At 32.4% G+C, this 18,320-nt stretch carries 15 protein-coding genes, 1 tRNA gene and 1 pseudogene; 7 read left to right on the forward strand and 10 right to left on the reverse strand.

The features are described 5' to 3' along the window. Positions 1 to 45 precede the first annotated feature (45 nt). Positions 46 to 134, forward strand: a tRNA-Ser gene (locus HMPREF2897_RS09140). A 390-nt stretch (positions 135 to 524) separates the two neighbouring features. On the opposite strand, the pseudogene HMPREF2897_RS13160 reads toward HMPREF2897_RS09140, so the two are convergent. From HMPREF2897_RS13160 to HMPREF2897_RS09150, 4 genes and pseudogenes are all read right to left on the reverse strand, one after another. Then, positions 525 to 720 (reverse strand): annotated as a pseudogene (locus HMPREF2897_RS13160) (hypothetical protein). Positions 721 to 953: 233 nt separating this feature from the next. After that, the gene (locus HMPREF2897_RS09145) at positions 954 to 1,484 is read right to left on the reverse strand and encodes a GNAT family N-acetyltransferase (protein ID WP_070593039.1); all 531 of its coding nucleotides are present in this window, start codon (positions 1,482 to 1,484) and stop codon (positions 954 to 956) included. Between the two features lie 320 nt (positions 1,485 to 1,804). Then, a complete protein-coding gene (locus HMPREF2897_RS13290) occupies positions 1,805 to 1,921 on the reverse strand; it encodes an SAR1012 family small protein (protein WP_002486587.1) in 117 nt (38 codons plus the stop codon). A 103-nt stretch (positions 1,922 to 2,024) separates the two neighbouring features. Then, positions 2,025 to 2,240, reverse strand: coding sequence for a TM2 domain-containing protein (locus HMPREF2897_RS09150; RefSeq protein ID WP_001831694.1), 216 nt, complete (start codon positions 2,238 to 2,240; stop codon positions 2,025 to 2,027). Between the two features lie 229 nt (positions 2,241 to 2,469). On the opposite strand from HMPREF2897_RS09150, the gene HMPREF2897_RS09155 reads away from it, so the two are divergent. Beyond that, a complete protein-coding gene (locus HMPREF2897_RS09155) occupies positions 2,470 to 3,027 on the forward strand; it encodes a GNAT family N-acetyltransferase (RefSeq protein WP_002458045.1) in 558 nt (185 codons plus the stop codon). A 353-nt stretch (positions 3,028 to 3,380) separates the two neighbouring features. Here the strand turns inward: HMPREF2897_RS09155 and HMPREF2897_RS09160 are convergent, their stop codons facing one another. After that, positions 3,381 to 4,319, reverse strand: coding sequence for a 1,4-dihydroxy-2-naphthoate polyprenyltransferase (locus tag HMPREF2897_RS09160; RefSeq protein ID WP_002486594.1), 939 nt, complete (start codon positions 4,317 to 4,319; stop codon positions 3,381 to 3,383). Between the two features lie 178 nt (positions 4,320 to 4,497). Here HMPREF2897_RS09160 and HMPREF2897_RS09165 point away from each other — a divergent pair, with 178 nt between their 5' ends. From HMPREF2897_RS09165 to menB, 4 genes are read left to right on the forward strand one after another with little or no spacing between them, the layout of a single operon-like run. After that, entirely contained in the window at positions 4,498 to 5,859 is a 1,362-nt protein-coding gene (locus HMPREF2897_RS09165; RefSeq protein WP_002446132.1) for an isochorismate synthase, read from the forward strand. Continuing rightward, on the forward strand, positions 5,846 to 7,519 hold the full coding sequence (gene menD, locus HMPREF2897_RS09170; RefSeq protein WP_002446133.1) for a 2-succinyl-5-enolpyruvyl-6-hydroxy-3-cyclohexene-1-carboxylic-acid synthase: 1,674 nt from the start codon (positions 5,846 to 5,848) through the stop codon (positions 7,517 to 7,519). The genes HMPREF2897_RS09165 and menD overlap by 14 nt, the downstream gene beginning before the upstream one ends. Beyond that, entirely contained in the window at positions 7,506 to 8,309 is an 804-nt protein-coding gene (gene menH / locus HMPREF2897_RS09175) for a 2-succinyl-6-hydroxy-2,4-cyclohexadiene-1-carboxylate synthase (RefSeq protein ID WP_002490059.1), read from the forward strand. The genes menD and menH overlap by 14 nt, the downstream gene beginning before the upstream one ends. Further along, complete coding sequence (gene menB, locus HMPREF2897_RS09180) at positions 8,302 to 9,120, forward strand: 1,4-dihydroxy-2-naphthoyl-CoA synthase (RefSeq protein ID WP_001831706.1); 819 nt, start codon at positions 8,302 to 8,304, stop codon at positions 9,118 to 9,120. The genes menH and menB overlap by 8 nt, the downstream gene beginning before the upstream one ends. Positions 9,121 to 9,469: 349 nt before the next feature. Here the strand turns inward: menB and HMPREF2897_RS09185 are convergent, their stop codons facing one another. Beyond that, positions 9,470 to 10,654 carry an aminotransferase class I/II-fold pyridoxal phosphate-dependent enzyme gene (locus HMPREF2897_RS09185; RefSeq protein WP_070593041.1) on the reverse strand — a complete coding sequence of 395 codons (1,185 nt, stop codon included), beginning with the start codon at positions 10,652 to 10,654 and terminating at the stop codon, positions 9,470 to 9,472. 142 nt (positions 10,655 to 10,796) lie between these two features. Continuing rightward, the gene (locus tag HMPREF2897_RS09190; protein WP_002486580.1) at positions 10,797 to 11,804 is read right to left on the reverse strand and encodes an acyltransferase family protein; all 1,008 of its coding nucleotides are present in this window, start codon (positions 11,802 to 11,804) and stop codon (positions 10,797 to 10,799) included. Positions 11,805 to 11,957: 153 nt separating this feature from the next. On the opposite strand from HMPREF2897_RS09190, the gene HMPREF2897_RS09195 reads away from it, so the two are divergent. After that, a complete protein-coding gene (locus tag HMPREF2897_RS09195; RefSeq protein WP_001831691.1) occupies positions 11,958 to 12,377 on the forward strand; it encodes a MarR family transcriptional regulator in 420 nt (139 codons plus the stop codon). 238 nt (positions 12,378 to 12,615) lie between these two features. Here the strand turns inward: HMPREF2897_RS09195 and HMPREF2897_RS09200 are convergent, their stop codons facing one another. The 3 genes from HMPREF2897_RS09200 to HMPREF2897_RS09210 form a co-directional block, all read right to left on the reverse strand. Further along, positions 12,616 to 16,623, reverse strand: coding sequence for an N-acetylmuramoyl-L-alanine amidase (locus tag HMPREF2897_RS09200; RefSeq protein WP_070593043.1), 4,008 nt, complete (start codon positions 16,621 to 16,623; stop codon positions 12,616 to 12,618). A gap of 240 nt (positions 16,624 to 16,863) precedes the next feature. After that, entirely contained in the window at positions 16,864 to 17,286 is a 423-nt protein-coding gene (locus HMPREF2897_RS09205) for a GNAT family N-acetyltransferase (RefSeq protein ID WP_002475754.1), read from the reverse strand. Between the two features lie 554 nt (positions 17,287 to 17,840). Beyond that, complete coding sequence (locus HMPREF2897_RS09210; protein WP_002458054.1) at positions 17,841 to 18,311, reverse strand: DUF2538 family protein; 471 nt, start codon at positions 18,309 to 18,311, stop codon at positions 17,841 to 17,843. Positions 18,312 to 18,320: the final 9 nt, after the last annotated feature.

The following is an 18,320-nucleotide window of genomic DNA, read 5'->3' on the forward strand; positions in this document are numbered from 1 at the left end:
TTAACCGATCGGTCGTAGGTTCGAATCCTACCTGCGGAGCCATATGGAAACGTACTCAAGTTGGCTGAAGAGGCGCCCCTGCTAAGGGTGTAGGTCGCGAGAGCGGCGCGAGGGTTCGAATCCCTCCGTTTCCGTTCATTAGTAAAAATCAGTTTAATTCTGATTAACTAAATTACGCTAGAACGTTGATGTATCAACGTTCTTTTTCTTTATACAATAATAAAAAAGACAATTTCTATATTATTTCAATAGAAATTGTCTTTATTTACTTATCCTAGAACTTTATCTTCCGGACTCTTTCTATGCATATCTATGGTTTATATTCTATTGTCTTAAACTTAACCAAAAAATAAACATCAAAAGTAACAATAACAAACTTGATTTTTGTAAAATATAGATATCTTCAAATTTTTTAAATCATTCAAGCTAATATATAAGTATCTATCCTTATTTTAAAAAAGAACGTTATTCCTATATAGGATCAAGTCAAGAAGAAACTCGTTTTCAATCGTTTCAAAACCCTCTTAAATTTTGGGCTTACTTTTATTTATTTTTCCTACTTTTACAACTAAATAAATAGCATTAACAACCATCACAATAGTATATGGAATTAATATATGGATTATCAGATTGATATACAAAAATTAACCCAAGTAAAAAAATGGAATTTAAGATAGTTGCTATAAAATAACCTTTATCTAATACTGTGTTTTTATCCAAAATAAGAACTCCTTTTTTAGGCAATGTCAACATAACTGCTTTATTGACGTTGAGCCTTCGAAAACTCTTAACAAACTAAAAACTTGTTGAATCGTCGGCTTAATAGCTCACGCTATGCGACATTCGTCTTCAAGTTTAGTTAAGAATTCTTCTCAACATCAATAAATTTTCTCGGCATAAATGCCTAGTCTTTATCTATTCAGTAGATTTAAAAACTAAGATAAATAAATTTTTCATTCAAAAAAAGCATCTGAATATTGAATTATCCCAGAAGTTTTATCCAAAGCATTTTTCTTTAATTCAATAGCCATTAAAAATTCGTCTGGTACTTCAAAAGGGGCTTTAATACCCCAGTTAGAAGCTTTTTTAAACCCAAATTTTGGATAATACTCTGAGTGTCCCATCACTATAACCGAATCAAAATTAAGCTTTTCTGCTACTTCTAAAGATTTTTGTATCAAACTTTGACCTACGCCTCTATTTTGATAATTAGGTAAGACAGAAACAGGCGCTAAAGCTAATGATTCTATAGATTTCTCACCTTTAACAATAAAAATTTTAGATAACAATATATGACCTATAATTTTATCTCTATGTAATGCTACTAAAGATAAATCTGGAATAAACTCATCAGAATTTCTCAAACTCGCAACTAATCTATGTTCACTCTGATCACTATATTCTTCATTAGCAAACGCTTCTTTTACAACTTCTTCTGTAATCTTATAATCTTCCTTTTTTTCTTTCCTAATAAAAAAATTCATTCTCTTTCTCCTTATCCTAACTCTTATTTAAGTTAAAAGATTTATAAAATAAATATCGATTTATCCAAGAAATATATCAATTAATACTTTTAGAACTAGAAGATTTATCTAATAAAATTTATTTACATAACCTAGTTTTATTAGATAAATCAACAACTAATATTTTAGTAAATTAAGAATGATGGAAATAAGAAAACGTACCAAAGATGTAGTTCGATAAGTTGAGCAATTCGCATGTGTATCACAAGAAAAAAAGAATATTTTTGGCAACGGACAATATAAAAAAACGGAATTGCTAATCAATTCCGTTTTTAATATTTCTATTTGTGATTGTTTTTATTTCTATCGTTAGAATTTTTGGAAATAAGGTTTCGTATCATTTTGACAATATAACCGGAAACTAAAATTCTAATCACTCTTTTAACAATATTCTGCATGTTAACTCCCCTTATATTTTGTTTGATATCTTATACCCAGTTTTTGTAGGAGCTAAAAGTAAAATTTGTTTTTTTGGAAAATATGAAGAAATATTTTTAGATCTTATTTTTTATCAAAAGTTATGTAGCCGTATTCATCTGCTTTTTTAGTAAAAATAACAATGATAGCGTGAATGATTGCGACAACACTTGGAATGCCAGTCCAGAAAAAGACGAGATGTAGAATACCTTGTCCAACTTGGTCGGCATAAAATTTATGCACGCCCAGACCACCTAAAATCAATGCTACTATAATATAAATTGTTTTGTTAACTTTCATTATGTCTGCCTCCGTATGGTTAATTTAGTTTTTAGTCTTATCTTTATTTTTACAGATAATTATTTAGTTTATCAAAGTAAAAGTATTAAAGAAGATGTTATGATATAAAGTGAAGGTTTAAATTTATAGTGATTGTTTAATTTTAAGATGTCAACATCATGTCGTATTTATTTTTATTTAGAAATTGAGTATAAACTTTAGCTATCAATATCTAAAAGGGGAGTCAAATGTGATTAGAAAAGCGAAAACGAGTGATAATCGACAGATTGCAGAGTTATGTTATCTTATTTGGAGAGATATGGAATTAGATATTACCAAGGAAATAACTAAAGATCGTATTATTGAAGCGATAGAATTAAGTATTGTGAATGTAAGATACCGGTCGTTTTATGAGCATATTTGGGTATATGAGAAAGACGGGGTTGTTGCTGGATGTGTAATTGCTTATCCTGGGAAAGAGGAAATGGATTATGAACAACAATGGCTTAAGTTACCACTTGAAGAAGATATTCTTCAGTTAGGTACACCATTACCTGAAAAAGAATCATACGATGATGAAATATATATAGAAACAGTAGTAACGTCTCCAAAATATCGAGGACAAGGTATTGCAACACAACTTTTAAAGTATGTCATTTCCACTCATGCACATGAAAAATGGGGATTGAATTGTGATTATGATAATAATAAAGCACGCCATCTATATCACAAATTAGGGTTTAAAGAGGACGCGACAATTCATTTATATGGCCATCAATATTTTCATATGACATTGAATAATAAGTAACATCACATCATAATGAAAGGTGTGTGGTGTATATAAATGAGTACCCATTAATTTTGTTTACAGATTGAATTTTTATAAATGGTTTCAGTGGGTTATAAGTTATAAGCGTGTTGTCTAAACCTACTCCGAACCCCAACTTGCTTTGTCTGTAGAATTTCTGTTTGAAATTCTCTATGTTGGGGCCCCGAACCCCAACTTGCCTTGTCTGTAGAATTTCTGTTTGAAATTCTGGGTTTAGACAAATGTTGAAATAACTCGATATTAAGTGGGTTTTTAAATTAAATTGTTGTCTGTGTTTGCAATAAAAAAGCCTGGGGCATTGATTAATGTCCCAGACTCATTCGTGTGAAAGTTTAGATTGCACCTAAAAGTGCACTAATATAGATTCCTAATGCATACAATAAACCAAAGAATGTATTCGTTTTACCTGTCGCAGCCATCGCAGGCATCATTGTTTCAGGCGTATCATTTTTATTAAAACGTCTCACCGCTTTAATAGGCATTGGGAATGATAATAAGACTAACAAGTAAAATAATGATCCCGCAGGTTTAAAAAAGGCTGTAATGATGACAATGATATATGCGACGGCATACATTATTGCCATAAAAATAACTGAAGCACGTTTACCTAAAAGTATAGGCAAAGTTTTTCTACCGCTAGCCTTGTCTTTAATACGGTCACGAATATTGTTGCCCATATTGATTAAACCAATTGTGATGACTATTGGAATACTTAACCAAACGGCATATCCTTGAACATTACCGGTTTGTATGAAAAATGAAAGTAGTATGATAATCATACCCATAAATAATCCTGAAAATAGTTCACCAAAAGGTGTCCATGAAATTGGAATAGGGCCACCGGTATATAGATAGCCAATTGCCATACAAACAATACCTACTGGAATAATCCAGAATGAGCTTTGTATTGCTAAAAAGATACCTAAAAGTGCTGCAATGATGTAAAAAGCAATTGCTAAATTCATTACTTGTTTTGGACTCATACCATTACGTACAATAGCGCCACCAATACCCACAGAGGTATGATCATCAAGACCTTTTTTAAAGTCATAGTATTCATTAAACATGTTTGTTGCAGCTTGAATTAACAAACATGCAACTAACATAGCTAAGAAAAGACTAAATTTTAGATGGTCTTCGCTACCGAGTAAATATATTTTAGCTGCTGCAGTACCAACGAGTACAGGGACAACAGCGGCTGTTAAAGTATGAGGTCTCATCAATTGCCAGTACTTCTTAACAGTGGAATATTGTTGATATTGATCTGACATGATATGCACAACCTCTTATTTATATAGTTTTATCATCAACATTTTAAATGAAACACCAGTAAAGGTCAATCAACGTGAAAAATTGCATGTTTTGTTTAAGCATTAATAACTACATAAAAGATTAAAAATGATACAATGTAATAATGAGTAAAATTCGGAGGAGAAAGAAGTGAAAAAAATGGATGTGAATATAGACGAACAGGCAATCCTCGATAAGTTATATGAAAGTACAAAAGATTGGGTTTCAGTTGAAGTTGAATTAAATAAAACTATGAAACCTAGTGTGTTGTTTCATTTAACTGAAAAAGATGCTGGGGACCGTTTTTACATGCGCTTAAATGATAATTATTCTTCGTATTTTGGATATCATGCTATTCATAGGTTTAAAAACGACTTTGAGAATAAGCAATCCATTTTTAAGGACTGGGAAAAATTAAAAAATAATATTGAACTCATTCATCCACATAATAGATATCATCATCTTAGATTGTGTGGCGGTTTTCAATTTTCGAGTCACAAATCAGATGATGAATGGAGAGAATATGGTTTAAACCATTTTGTTTTACCTAAAGTATTAATTTCTAATGAAGGTACGCGTACTTATCTAACTTATACAACAGAGCGACAAGATTTCGATTTACAAGCTTTTAAAACTTTAGTGGCACATTTTGAACAAACAACCATGGATAATCCAGAGGAAACACTTGGAGATGTGACGCGTATGGAAGATATTTATAAGGATGATTGGCGTGAGCTTGTAAAAGAAGCGATTGATACGATTGACGACAATAAAAAAATCGTTCTCGCGCGTCGTCGTTTAGTTAAATTTGATAAAAAAATCAATATTCCATATGTTTTAAATCGGGCTCTTGAAAATGAAAAAAATAGTTATATATTTTTATTAGAAGCTAATCAGTCAATATTCTTTTCTCAAACGCCTGAGCAATTAATCAAAGTTGAAGATGGTGTTTTATCTACAAAAGCAGTAGCAGGTACCATTAAACGTACACATAATGAGCAAATAGATAATAAGAATATAGAAGCATTTCTTAAAGATAAGAAAAATTTAGGAGAACATCGTTTTGTTGTAGAGAGTATCTTAAATGATATTGAGCCTTTTGTACAGGATGTAGAGTACAATGAAACACCTAATATTTTAAAAAATGATCATATGTATCATTTATATACGGAAATCAAAGCTAATTTAAATGACGAATCATACATTGGTTTAATCGATCGTTTACATCCTACACCTGCGCTAGGTGGCTATCCTAAAGAAGAAGCACTTGATTTTATTGAGAATAAAGAGTTTGGTACTCGAGGTTTATATGGCGCACCGGTGGGCTATATTGATGTTTATGATGATTGTGAATTCATTGTTGCTATACGTTCTATGCTAATTAAAGAGCAACAAGCAACTTTATACGCTGGATGTGGCATTGTTAAAAATTCGAATCCTGATAGTGAAGTTGCTGAAACTGCAGTTAAATTCTCACCAATGATGAACGCCTTAGGAGTAGATAATAATGATGAATCATAGTGAAGCTTTAACTGAACAAGTATTTTCATTTGCTTCAGAGCTTTATGCTTATGGTGTAAGAGAAGTAGTAATTAGTCCAGGTTCACGTTCAACACCATTAGCACTTGCTTTCGAAGCACATCCAAGTATTAAAACGTGGATTCACCCTGATGAGCGAAGTGCTGCATTTTTTGCTTTAGGTCTTATTAAAGGTAGCGAAAAACCTGTAGCAATTCTTTGTACATCTGGAACAGCTGCTGCGAACTACACGCCCGCTATAGCTGAAAGTCAAATTAGTCGTTTGCCACTCGTTGTTTTAACGAGCGACAGACCGCATGAACTGCGCAGTGTGGGTGCACCTCAAGCAATTAATCAGGTAAATATGTTTAGTAATTATGTGAACTTTCAATTTGATTTGCCGATTGCTGATGGAAGTGAACATACAATTGATACAATTAATTATCAAATGCAAATTGCAAGTCAATATTTATATGGACCACACCGAGGACCGATTCATTTTAATTTACCATTTAGAGAACCACTAACACCAGATTTAAATCGTGTCGATTTATTAACATCTGTAACTAAAACGTTACCTCATTATCAGAAATCGATTTCGATAGATGATATAAAAGACATATTACAAGAAAAAAATGGTCTCATCATTGTCGGAGATATGCAACACCAAGCCGTCGATCAAATATTAACGTATTCAACTATATATGATCTGCCAATCTTAGCAGATCCCCTTAGTCAGCTTCGTAAGGAGAAACATCCTAATGTTATAACCACTTATGATTTATTGTATCGAGCTGGTTTAAATTTAGAAGTAGATTATGTCATACGTGTAGGTAAGCCAGTTATTTCTAAAAAATTAAATCAATGGTTGAAGAAAACCGATGCGTATCAAATTATTGTGCAGAATAATGATCAAATTGATGTATTTCCAACACCTCCTCATATATCTTATGAGATTTCAGCAAATGATTTTTTCCGTTCATTAATGGAAGAACCGCTTGTTGAACGAAAAAAATGGTTACAACAATGGCAATCACTTGAACAACAAGCACGCATTGAGATAAGTGATTACTTAAAGCATGCGACAGATGAAGCGGCATATGTGGGGAGTTTAATTCAAAAACTTACAAAAGAAGATACATTATTTGTCGGAAATAGTATGCCAATTAGAGATGTCGATAATTTACTGTTTGATAGTGAGGCATCTGTATACGCTAATCGGGGTGCCAATGGAATTGACGGAGTAGTTTCAACTGCGCTAGGTATGGCGGCACATAAGAATGTGACGTTGCTTATTGGTGATTTATCTTTTTATCATGACATGAACGGTTTATTAATGGCCAAATTAAATGAACTTCATATTAACATTGTATTAGTTAACAACGATGGGGGAGGTATCTTTTCATATTTACCTCAAAAACGATCAGCTACAAAATATTTTGAGCGATTATTTGGAACACCAACAGGCTTAAACTTTGAATATACTGCACTGTTATATGATTTTACATTTAAGCGTTTTGATAATTTGACTGACTTTAAATATGCTGAATTATCCAAAATGGGTTCTCACATGTATGAAGTTATGACCAATAGAGACGAAAATTTACATCAACATCAATATTTATATCAGAAATTGAGTGAGATTGTTAATGTTACATTATAATTTTTATGAATCTAAGAACCAAAGTAAGCAACTATTGGTGATGTTGCATGGTTTTATAAGTGATGCTACTACTTATCATTCACATATAGAACCCCTCGTAGAACATACGAACGTGTTAACAATTGACTTACCTGGCCATGGCTTAGATACCTCAAGTATGGATGATGTGTGGGATTTCCCGTTTATTACACGTCAACTTGATGAGGTTTTAATACAATATCAAACATATGATGTGTTTCTTCTAGGTTACTCTATGGGTGGCCGGGTAGCGCTTTATTATGCCATACATGGTAATGAAACGCTATCAGGGTTGCTCTTAGAGAGTACTTCAGCAGGTATTCAAGATGAGACGGATAAAGAGGAACGTGCCCAAGTAGATGCTGCACGTGCGAAAGTACTTGAAATTGCTGGTTTAGATATTTTTGTGAATGATTGGGAAAAGTTGCCACTTTTTCGTTCGCAGTATAATCTAGCTCCTGAGATACGCCAAAGTATTCGCAATAATCGCATGAATCAAGATGCTCATAGATTGGCCAAAGCCCTTCGTGATTATGGTACAGGTCATATGCCTAATTTATGGCCACATCTATCATCGATACGCATTCCTACTTTAATTTTAGTAGGAGAAAAAGATAAAAAGTTTGTTCAAATAGGACAACAATTAGAGAATCACTTACAAGATAGTCATAAAGTTCAAATTTCTAATGTCGGACATACAATTCATGTGGAAGATAGCACGGAATTTGATACAATAATATTAGGTTTTTTAAAGGAGGAGCAAAATGACTAGACAGTGGGAAACACTTAGAGAATATGATGAAATTAAATATGAATTTTTCGAAGGGATTGCCAAAGTAACGATTAATCGTCCAGAAGTAAGAAATGCATTTACTCCTAAAACAGTTGCTGAAATGATTGATGCATTTTCACGTGCGCGTGATGACCAAAATGTATCAGTAATTGTATTAACTGGTGAAGGGGACAAAGCATTTTGTTCAGGTGGAGATCAAAAAAAACGTGGACACGGTGGTTACGTAGGTGAAGATGATATTCCTCGTTTAAATGTATTAGATTTACAACGTTTAATTCGTGTGATTCCTAAACCAGTAATTGCAATGGTTAGAGGCTATGCAATTGGTGGAGGAAATGTACTTAATGTTGTTTGTGATTTAACAATCGCTGCAGACAATGCTATTTTTGGGCAAACTGGACCAAAAGTAGGATCATTTGATGCTGGGTACGGTTCTGGCTACCTAGCTCGTATAGTTGGCCATAAAAAAGCAAGAGAAATCTGGTATTTATGCCGTCAATACAATGCACAGGAAGCTTTGGATATGGGCTTAGTGAATACTGTAGTTCCATTAGAACAAGTTGAAGACGAAACAGTTAAATGGTGTAAAGACATCATGCAACACTCACCAACTGCTTTACGTTTCTTAAAAGCAGCAATGAATGCTGATACTGATGGTTTAGCTGGTTTACAACAAATGGCTGGAGATGCGACTTTACTTTACTATACTACTGATGAAGCGAAAGAAGGACGTGATGCGTTTAAAGAAAAACGTAATCCTGATTTTGACCAATTCCCTAAATTCCCATAAGCAATAGTTGAATAATAGACTGGTTTTGAAAATGCATATTATAATTACAATTCCAATCTAGTTAATGAATAGCAATTATTTAAAATCGCCTAAGATACGAATTGTGTCTTAGGCGATTTTATTATTTCATTGGAATTAATAAGTATAAGTAACAATTAGCAACATTGGTAGATATAAGTAATCACCAATGTTAAAAATTAAAATGTACTATTTAAAGTGAATGCTCTCGATTTGCAAGTGTAAATCTCAGATTAGCGCACACACTTGATACATTTAAACCTATTGTATTGTTATGTGGGATTGTTACTCTCATAAATTTCACTTCAGGAATAAATGTTTTCCAGACTATTTATATAGTTTGAGTGGTCATTTGATCTGGATAATGTTGGTGTAAATAATTTTCTAATCGATGCATTCCTTTTTTTAATGTTTCCATATCATAAGCATATGAAATTCGAATATACCCTTTGCCAATATCAGTGAATGAGGAACCAGGAACCATAGCTAAGTGTGCTTTCTCCAACACATCAACACAAAATGCAAAATCATTTTCCGTGAATTTTTTAATGCTAGGGAAGATGTAAAATGCACCTTCAGGTTGAGCAGTTAATTCGAAGCCTAATGATTCTAATTTTTTTTTCAGGTAATTACGACGTTCAATATAATCACGATTCATGTATAGAGGGGCATTTATCCCTTCATTTAAAGCGGTAGCACAAGCAATTTGAGCTGGTACATTTGCACAAATACAATTGTAAGCGTGCATAAAGGTTAATTTTTCAATTAAATATTCAGGACCAAGTAAAAAGCCGATTCGAATACCTGTTGCAGAATGGGACTTACTCAAACCACCTATCAGTAATAATTGATCTCGAATTTCTGGAAATTCAGCAAAAGATGTATGTTGTCCTTTAAACGTATTTTCAGCATAAATCTCATCACTGATAATAAAAATGTGTTTGTTTACAAGTGTATCTACTATATTTTTGACCTCGGAGCGTTCGAGTATTACGCCTGTTGGGTTGGTAGGGTAATTGAGAAGTATAGCTTTAGTCTTATGCGTTAGATGCGACTCAATCAGTTCAGGTGTTACTTTAAAATCTGATTGTGTAGTATCTATATATACTGGATTTCCACCTAGAGTTTCTACTAATGGGATATAACCAGCGTATATCGGTCCTGGAATAAGTATATCATCGCCAGGCTCAATAATGCTTCTTAACGATGTATCTAATGCTTCACTCGCACCATTAGTAACGATGATTTCTTCCTCACTATAAAAGAAATCGTATTTTCGTTTAAAATATTGGCTAATAGCTTGTCGTGTTTCAAATAAACCTTTGTTATGAGAATAACTTGTTTTATCGTTTTTGATTGCTTTGATATAAGCATTTTTGACCACATCTGGCATAGGAAAATCGGGTTGTCCAATTGTTAAATTAACACAATCGTCAATCGCTTTAATTCTATTAGAAAATTGACGAATACTAGGGGCTCTTAAAAATTTTGAACTTGAATTTAATGATAATTTCATTTGCTAAAACCTCTCTATATAAAAATACCAAAATGTAGTATTTAAATTGTTTAAATAGTCTCATAATTCTTTCAAATTATTACTATCATAACATATTTTAATCTCTACATTTTGGTGATTTACTGAATTGTTTTATGAAATTTTAATTTTTAAATTGAGAAGGCCTTTTTAAATTAATGAACGGATTCGTCCATTTGCAAACCCATTTTGAAGATAATATTAATACAATCACACTCGCACTGATAAATAAATAAAGATAGGTAAAGATAGAAATCTGATCCTTAAATGGATATAGACCAAACCCGCGAATGACTCCTATAACGATACCGTGTAATAAATAAACAAACATTGTGCGCTGTCCTATATAGGTATAAATACGCTTAGTTTGTGGCATTAGATTTAGAAATGCACACATAGTTAAAAGTATAATGACATAGAGTAATAAGCGTTTAAGAGGACTATAAACATCCTCTCCGTTACTTTCTAAAGAAGTATAAGGTGTACTTCCTAATAACCAATCTCCATTAATAGGATGGATTGTGTATCCTATAAAGAAGGTAATCAGAATGATTATTGAAATGGGAATCCATTTTTTATTTCTAAGTTTTTCGGTATGTGATTGTGTAACCAAATGTCCTATAAAGAAGATAGGGAAGAACACAATGGTTCTTGATATACTCATATAACTGTCGATATTGCCAGAGAAACCAGCTAATACAGAAACAAGTATGGATATGAATAGTACAATATACGGATTATACCTTCTCACTATAACTAAAACAACATGAAAGAAAAAAAGGGTGAGTAAAAACCATAATGCAAAAACTGGATTAAATGGATCTAATTGAATTGCATCTTCTTTACCAGTGAAATAGTAATAAAGTGAGAAAAACGCAAAAAATATTACATAAGGAAGAAGTAATTTTTTTGCAATTTTTTCTAAATAGTTAGGTTTATCTAAATTCTTAGCAAAGTAGCCTGAGATAAATAGAAAGGTAGGCATATGAAAGCTATATATTAATAAATATAAAGCTTGTAAAAATTTATCTTCAGATGTATAAGGTTGTAATAAATGTCCTAATACGACTAGAAATATCAATATTGCTCGAGCATTATCGAAAAAATAATCCCTATCTTTGATGGCTGTCATAAACGCTCTCCTTTTTTACAATTTAGACATACTCTAATGTAGTATAAAAATAGGTAATGATGCAACGAATTTGTGTAATGTGTATATTTGTATTGTATAATTTATAAATAAGGCATATAATATTATTAACTTAATATAGTGGAGTAGAACAACATGTATAAACAACTTGAAAAACTTATCACACTAACAAATAATGATTTGAATTTAGTTAATAGACGCTTTGGTCAACGAACTGACATTACTTCTGAACAATTAGAGTTACTACGTATTTTATATAATTATGATCGTTTATCTCAATACGATTTAACTATGAAGATTAGTAGGGAACAATCAATTGTATCAAGATGGATTAAAAAGTTAGTCCAAAAAGGTTATATCATGAGTCAACAATCTCATGAAGATTTACGATGTAAAGAACTAATATTAACTGAAGAAGCAAGGGCTTTAATTCAGCAAATTAACACGGCGAGATGCGAGTTAATTGAAGCGAGATGTCAATGTTTATCTTCAGACGAAATTGCAAGTTTAAATCAATTATTAAACAAACTTAATAGTAGACATATTTTCATCTGATATATACCAGTTTTTAATTATGATGTTAAGTGTAAAATACATTCAATTATATATAAACATATAAAGCTAAGCAACTGAATTGTAATATTAAATTACATATAAGTGTGCTTAGCTTTTTTTATTTGAAAAAGTTTAATATTTAGCATCTGTCATATTCGAAGTAGTGACATGATAAATAATCATCAAAAAAATAGGCAACTCTACTTTCATTAACTATGAGAGCTGCCTTACTTCATATTTATTTGTATGTTGGAATTTCGAAGTACTTACCGACTTCACCAATTTTATCATAAAATTGTTTTAATACTTGTGCGTTGACATTTGCCCAATTAATATCAGTTGCATATTGATGCGTACCGGGGCTTGCAGGATTCCAACGCATTTTATATAGCGTATTTTGTCCTGCTTTCACGTATGAATTTCCAATGAATTTAGCGCCACCAATGATTGCTTTAGAGACAGAAGTCCATCCAGCATTTTTAGCGTATTTAATACCATCTACAAGTGCATTATTGTCGAATGCACCAATTCCAAAGACATTATGGTATTTGTGATCTGTTTTAGTTGTGAATTTACCTTTTGAAACATCTCCGCCTTTAGCAAGTTGTGAAGTTCCATTACCTGTTTCTACTAAAGCATGTGAGATAAGATAAATTTCATTTAGACCATACTTACGTGCTGCTTGGCTAAATGCAGCACCTTGGTTTTCAAGTACACCTTTGCCTTTTAATAATTTATTGAGAGCTTGTGCTGACAAGTATTGTGGTTGATCTAAACGTAAGAATTGATATTTTAAGGATGAATCATTAGCTAAACGCTTTGTATCCATAGCATTTTTAATTTGACTATAATTGGCATTTGACCATTTCCAAGCCTCATTTTGTACTTGTGGTTTATATTTAAGACGAGATTGGATATTTATCGCGTTATTTAAAGTCATTCCAGTATATGCATATTTAATTTTTTCTTTAACTAAGTCAGTTGATTTTATCCAAACATATTTACCGTCTAAAAGTTGTCCATAGTACCATTTTACGCCATTAATATTTTTTTGCTTAATGACTGTGAAAGTTTGTTCATAATATGGTTTTAAAGAATATCGGTTTGCTTTTGTTGGATCCATATAGAAATAACTTTTACTATTATTGATAACAAAAGTATAGTTATATGGTGTTGCCTGAGCGTCAGTACTGTTTTGGATTAAATCCTTAGCAGCAATCCATCCTGTTCTGTTATTGACTGTTCCGTAAAGATATAAATCTTTGCCAACGTAAACAGCTTTGGAAGCATTAAATGCTTGATTGGCTAGCGTATTAGGTGCTAGTAATTGTTGGTTTTTAGTACCCCAAGCAATAGAATATAGACCATTATTTGTAGGTTTTACTGAATATTTACCTATAGACTGAGTTTGTTTTCCAATATTTTGAGTTGTCACATCATTAATGTTTACCCATCCTAATGGCGTATTACTTGTTCCATCTTGCAGTAGTACATACGTGTTATTACCTTCAGTACGTTGTTTATTGATAAGGAATGTACGGTTTGCGTATTTCGTACCACTTTTGGCTGTTTTATCATATACGGATGCTCTTATTCCAGAATTATTAGCTTTCACTTGAGCAATTTGATTTACAGTTTGTGTAGATGATTGTACTTGTTTAGGTGCTGGTGTTGATTGAGTAGACAAAGTTTGAACTTTTGATGGTGTAGTTAAATAGTATTTACTAATCCAACCAGATTTACCGTTCACTGTACCATAAAGATATGTTGCTTTATCAATTTGTTGTTGTTTAGTTGCTTTAAAAGTTTGATCGCCCTTACCTGAAACTGTTCCAGCCACTTGATTATATGTGCCCCAAGGTACTGTGTGGAATTTAACACCAGGTTTGACGTTGTATGTTTGATTGATTTTTACAGGTGATTTAGCTGTATTGTAAATGACCTCATCTTGTTTTACCCAACCATAATTTGTACCAGTATTATAATCACCAACTAGATAGAATTTTTTATCACCAAGTGTGGCAGCTTTTGTCACTGACAATGTACGTTGGATTTGATCTGTTGTCTTTCCTTTAGTGTCATAAACTGTAGTGTATAAGCCACTATTTTTTGCATTGATTTGAGCAACACCACTATTGTTAGTCACTGTTAATTGGTTATTTGTTGAAGGTTTAGTTGGATTGCTAGGTTTAGATGCTGAAGTTAAGTAGTATTTACTAATCCAACCAGATTTACCATTCACTGTACCATAAAGATACGTCGCTTTATCAATTTGTTGCTGTTTAGTTGCTTTAAAAGTTTGATTTCCAGTACCAGATACTTTGCTAGCAACTTGTTTTGGTGTACCCCAAGGAACTGTGTAAAGTGTTGACCCTGCTTTAACATTATATGTTTGATTCACTTTTACTGGTGCCTTAGCAGTGTTATAAACAACATCACCTTGTTTAACCCAACCGTATTTTTTACCGCTATTGTAGTCTTCAACTAAATAGAATTTGTTATTTCCTAATGTTGCAGTTTTAGTAACGGATAGAGTTTTTTGTACTTGATCAGTCTTATGACCTTTACTGTCATAAACAGTTGTATATAAGCCATTATTTGTTGGTTTAATTTGAGCAACACCACGATTAGCAGATACAGTTAACTTATTATTAGTTCCTCCTGATGGTTTAGAAGGTTGTGACGGTTTTGTAGATGTTGTTCCCCAAGGTGCTACTTGACCCGTTTTAATTAAATATTTTTCATAAATTAAGTCATATAATTCTGCATAGCTATAATTGTGGCTTCTTAAATATTGGTGAGGGTCAGCGTGGTCAGTACCTCCTAAGAAGTTTGAGATAGCAGCATGTGTCCAAACTGTTCCTCTTCCATCGTTTTCAGCGCTATCAGGTTTTAAATTATAATATTGCAATTGTGTTGCAGCATAATCAGCGTAGTTGTTCATTGAACGTGCAAATGAATCATAATCATGTGTATGGACGATTTCAACATTGATAAAACGTTGATTTCCGTAAGGACCTGCACCCCAAGATAAATAGTCTGTCGGAGCTGTTTCTATAATTCTATTGCCATCAACAAATGCGTGTACGAATGCACTGTTGTAATTACGTTTCATGAAGGCAATCTCGCCATCGATTGTTGAGTTATCATTTGCAGTATCATGAACAACGATACCTTCAGGACGTCCTACGCCGTTTCTATAGCCATATTTAGGGAAATATGACGTATAATCTTCTTCAATTCTTGGTGCTTTCATATTCTTTTTACGAATATAGTTATTTATTGAAGAATTAACCTTTGGTGTGTATTTCGGTAATGATGATGTTTTTTGACTAGATACAGAATAAACTGTTCTCGGTTGAGCAGTTGCACTAAATGGGATGAATTGCTTTGTATCTACAGTCGCTTGATTAGATGCCGTTTCTTTTGTTGCAGTATTAGTTGTTACACGTTGAGCTGGCTCTTTATATTTATATGAAGTAGTTTGTTTAGATGTAGCATTCACATTGTTTAATGATATAGGTTCTAAATGGTCTGTTGAGCTATCATCGTCTTCATCATCGTAATCAAAATTATAACCAGATGCGTTTGTATTTGATACTTTAGGTGTAACAGTTTCATTTTGTTCAGAAGTTACTTGCTGACTTTTTTGTTGGCTTTCATTATCATTAGAAGAAGTTTGAGTTTCAATTGCTTGATTTTCGGAAGGTTGACTTGCTGTCATCTTCTTGTCTTGTTGTTCAGTACCCGCGTTAGCTCCTAAATCTTTCTCATTTTCATCTGCTACAGACTGTGTCTCCTGTAATTGATTTGTATCAGTGGATGTTTTATCTTCTTGTGTCAAATGATTTGTTTCTTCTTGTTGATTTTTTGTAGAAGAATTCGTTTGATTTTGATTCTCATCATTTATTGATGAAGATTGTTGCTTTTGATTTGATGAAACTTCATTATAAGTACTCATTTCATCTAATGATGCATCATATGTAGTACTTTGTGTATCTTGGTTTGGTTGAACTTGGGTAGGGTCTTGATATGTTTGTGTACCAGATACATTTGTAGTTGATTGTGTAACTTCGCTTTTAGCTTTTTCTGCTTGCTTGAGGGCAGTTTGATCATCTAATACATTTTTATGATTAGACTGATCTTGTGGTTGTTCAGCTGCATTTGCTTGATGTGCAGTAAAAGCTGTGCCAAATAACGTTAAAGCAACCATAGACGGTAATTTGTAATTGAATTTCTTCGCCATTTATTTCTTACTCCTCGCATTAATATGATTTGTATCAATTATAATCTTTAAGTCTTAACACTGTATGGCTTTTAACATATTTGTAATGTAATTTTAACCTGTGCCTCAAACAGAAATATTGTTTTTTTATGCTGGAAACATTGTCAAATCACTATTTACGTTTATTATAAGCCTATATGTTACATAAAGATTATTACAATTTTAAAAATTGCTAAGTTTGTATATAGAATGTAAACCGATTTATAAAAACTTATTCATACTAATATGTTTTATATTTTCTTCTAAGAATACTTTGCCAAAAGGTGAGTAACCTAGTTTTAAGTAAAAGTCTCGAGCTTGTAATTGAGCATTCATAGTGAGTTTATTATATTGGTGTTTTTTTGCAATTGTTTCAATAGCATGTATTAATTTTTCACCGTACCCTAGACCGCGATACCACTTGATGATTGCTACGCGTTCAATTTTGCAAACATGAGTATTCAAAGATCTAATTCTAGCAGTTGCCATAGGAATTTCATTTATATATCCCACTATATGGAATGAGTAATCTTCATATTGATCAAATTCATTTTCGAGTGGTACGCCTTGTTCTTTGACGAAAACACATTTTCTTATTTCAAAGCAATCCTCTAGCATCCTTTCGTTTTTTGCTATTTGAAACACAGTATCACCTCCATTTTCACTGGTTTTCCCTTTAAAAATTATTTTAACCATATTGAAAATGAAATAAAGCAGGTTCATTATAAATTCATAATTAGTTCATCACAAAAAAAGAATGAGTCCGGTCATGTCGTGAAATATCATTTGCGGGAATAAGTACTGAAGTTTCCTTTGTAAATTAAGTTGAGTCATATTATAGTCTTTATACATTAGGTATCTCGTTAATTTTGTTTAGTGGTATTTATCAAATTATACGAAAGGGCCTTATTTTTTAAGTATTTCAATGTTAAATTACATGGTAAAGGCAAAATATTTTGGCGAGACTCTTAAGGGAACAAGACAAGTTGAAGACTACAGACTGAAGCTGTCCCCTAAGAAAGAGAGCCAACAATACGAAGTATTATAAATAAAGAAGCCAGTAAATGAATTTACAAAAAACTCATTTACTGGCTCTTTTGTTAGGAATTATGTCCTAACCTCATTCTGATAATTAGAAAAATATATAATTTATAAACCAAAGAATTAAAAAACGATACGTTTATTACTAATTGATAGTATTATAAAGCCTCTTTTCTAACGATAGCGCAGTATTGCCAAAAAATACGTAATTGGGCAATATTCCAATTGTTCATGCCCATAGTAAAACCTGAAGGCTTAAATATATTTACATCAGTCACTTCCAAAGCGGCTGCAATAAGATATTGAAGGGGTACACTGATACTCTTCATGGTATCAGTGAGCCCATTTTCATCATAAACCCAGGTAAAAGGTAAATCAGACTCAAACACATCAACCTTATTAAATATTTCAGGTAAAGCAAGAATGTAGCATGCGCCATCTACAACGGGATTATCTAAACTATCCTTGTAGTAGATCAAAAGCGCTTCATAATTTTCTCTGTGTTCATGGTTTACATAGAAAAATTCATTCCTAAATAATGCCATATCTTTACTATGAATGATTTGTTGTTCAAGTACGTTGAACATACCATTTATACTAGCAATTTTTTCATATGTTTTACGACTCATATTTGCGCT

This window comes from Staphylococcus sp. HMSC065D05, assembly GCF_001813195.1.
Lineage (GTDB): Bacteria > Bacillota > Bacilli > Staphylococcales > Staphylococcaceae > Staphylococcus > Staphylococcus epidermidis.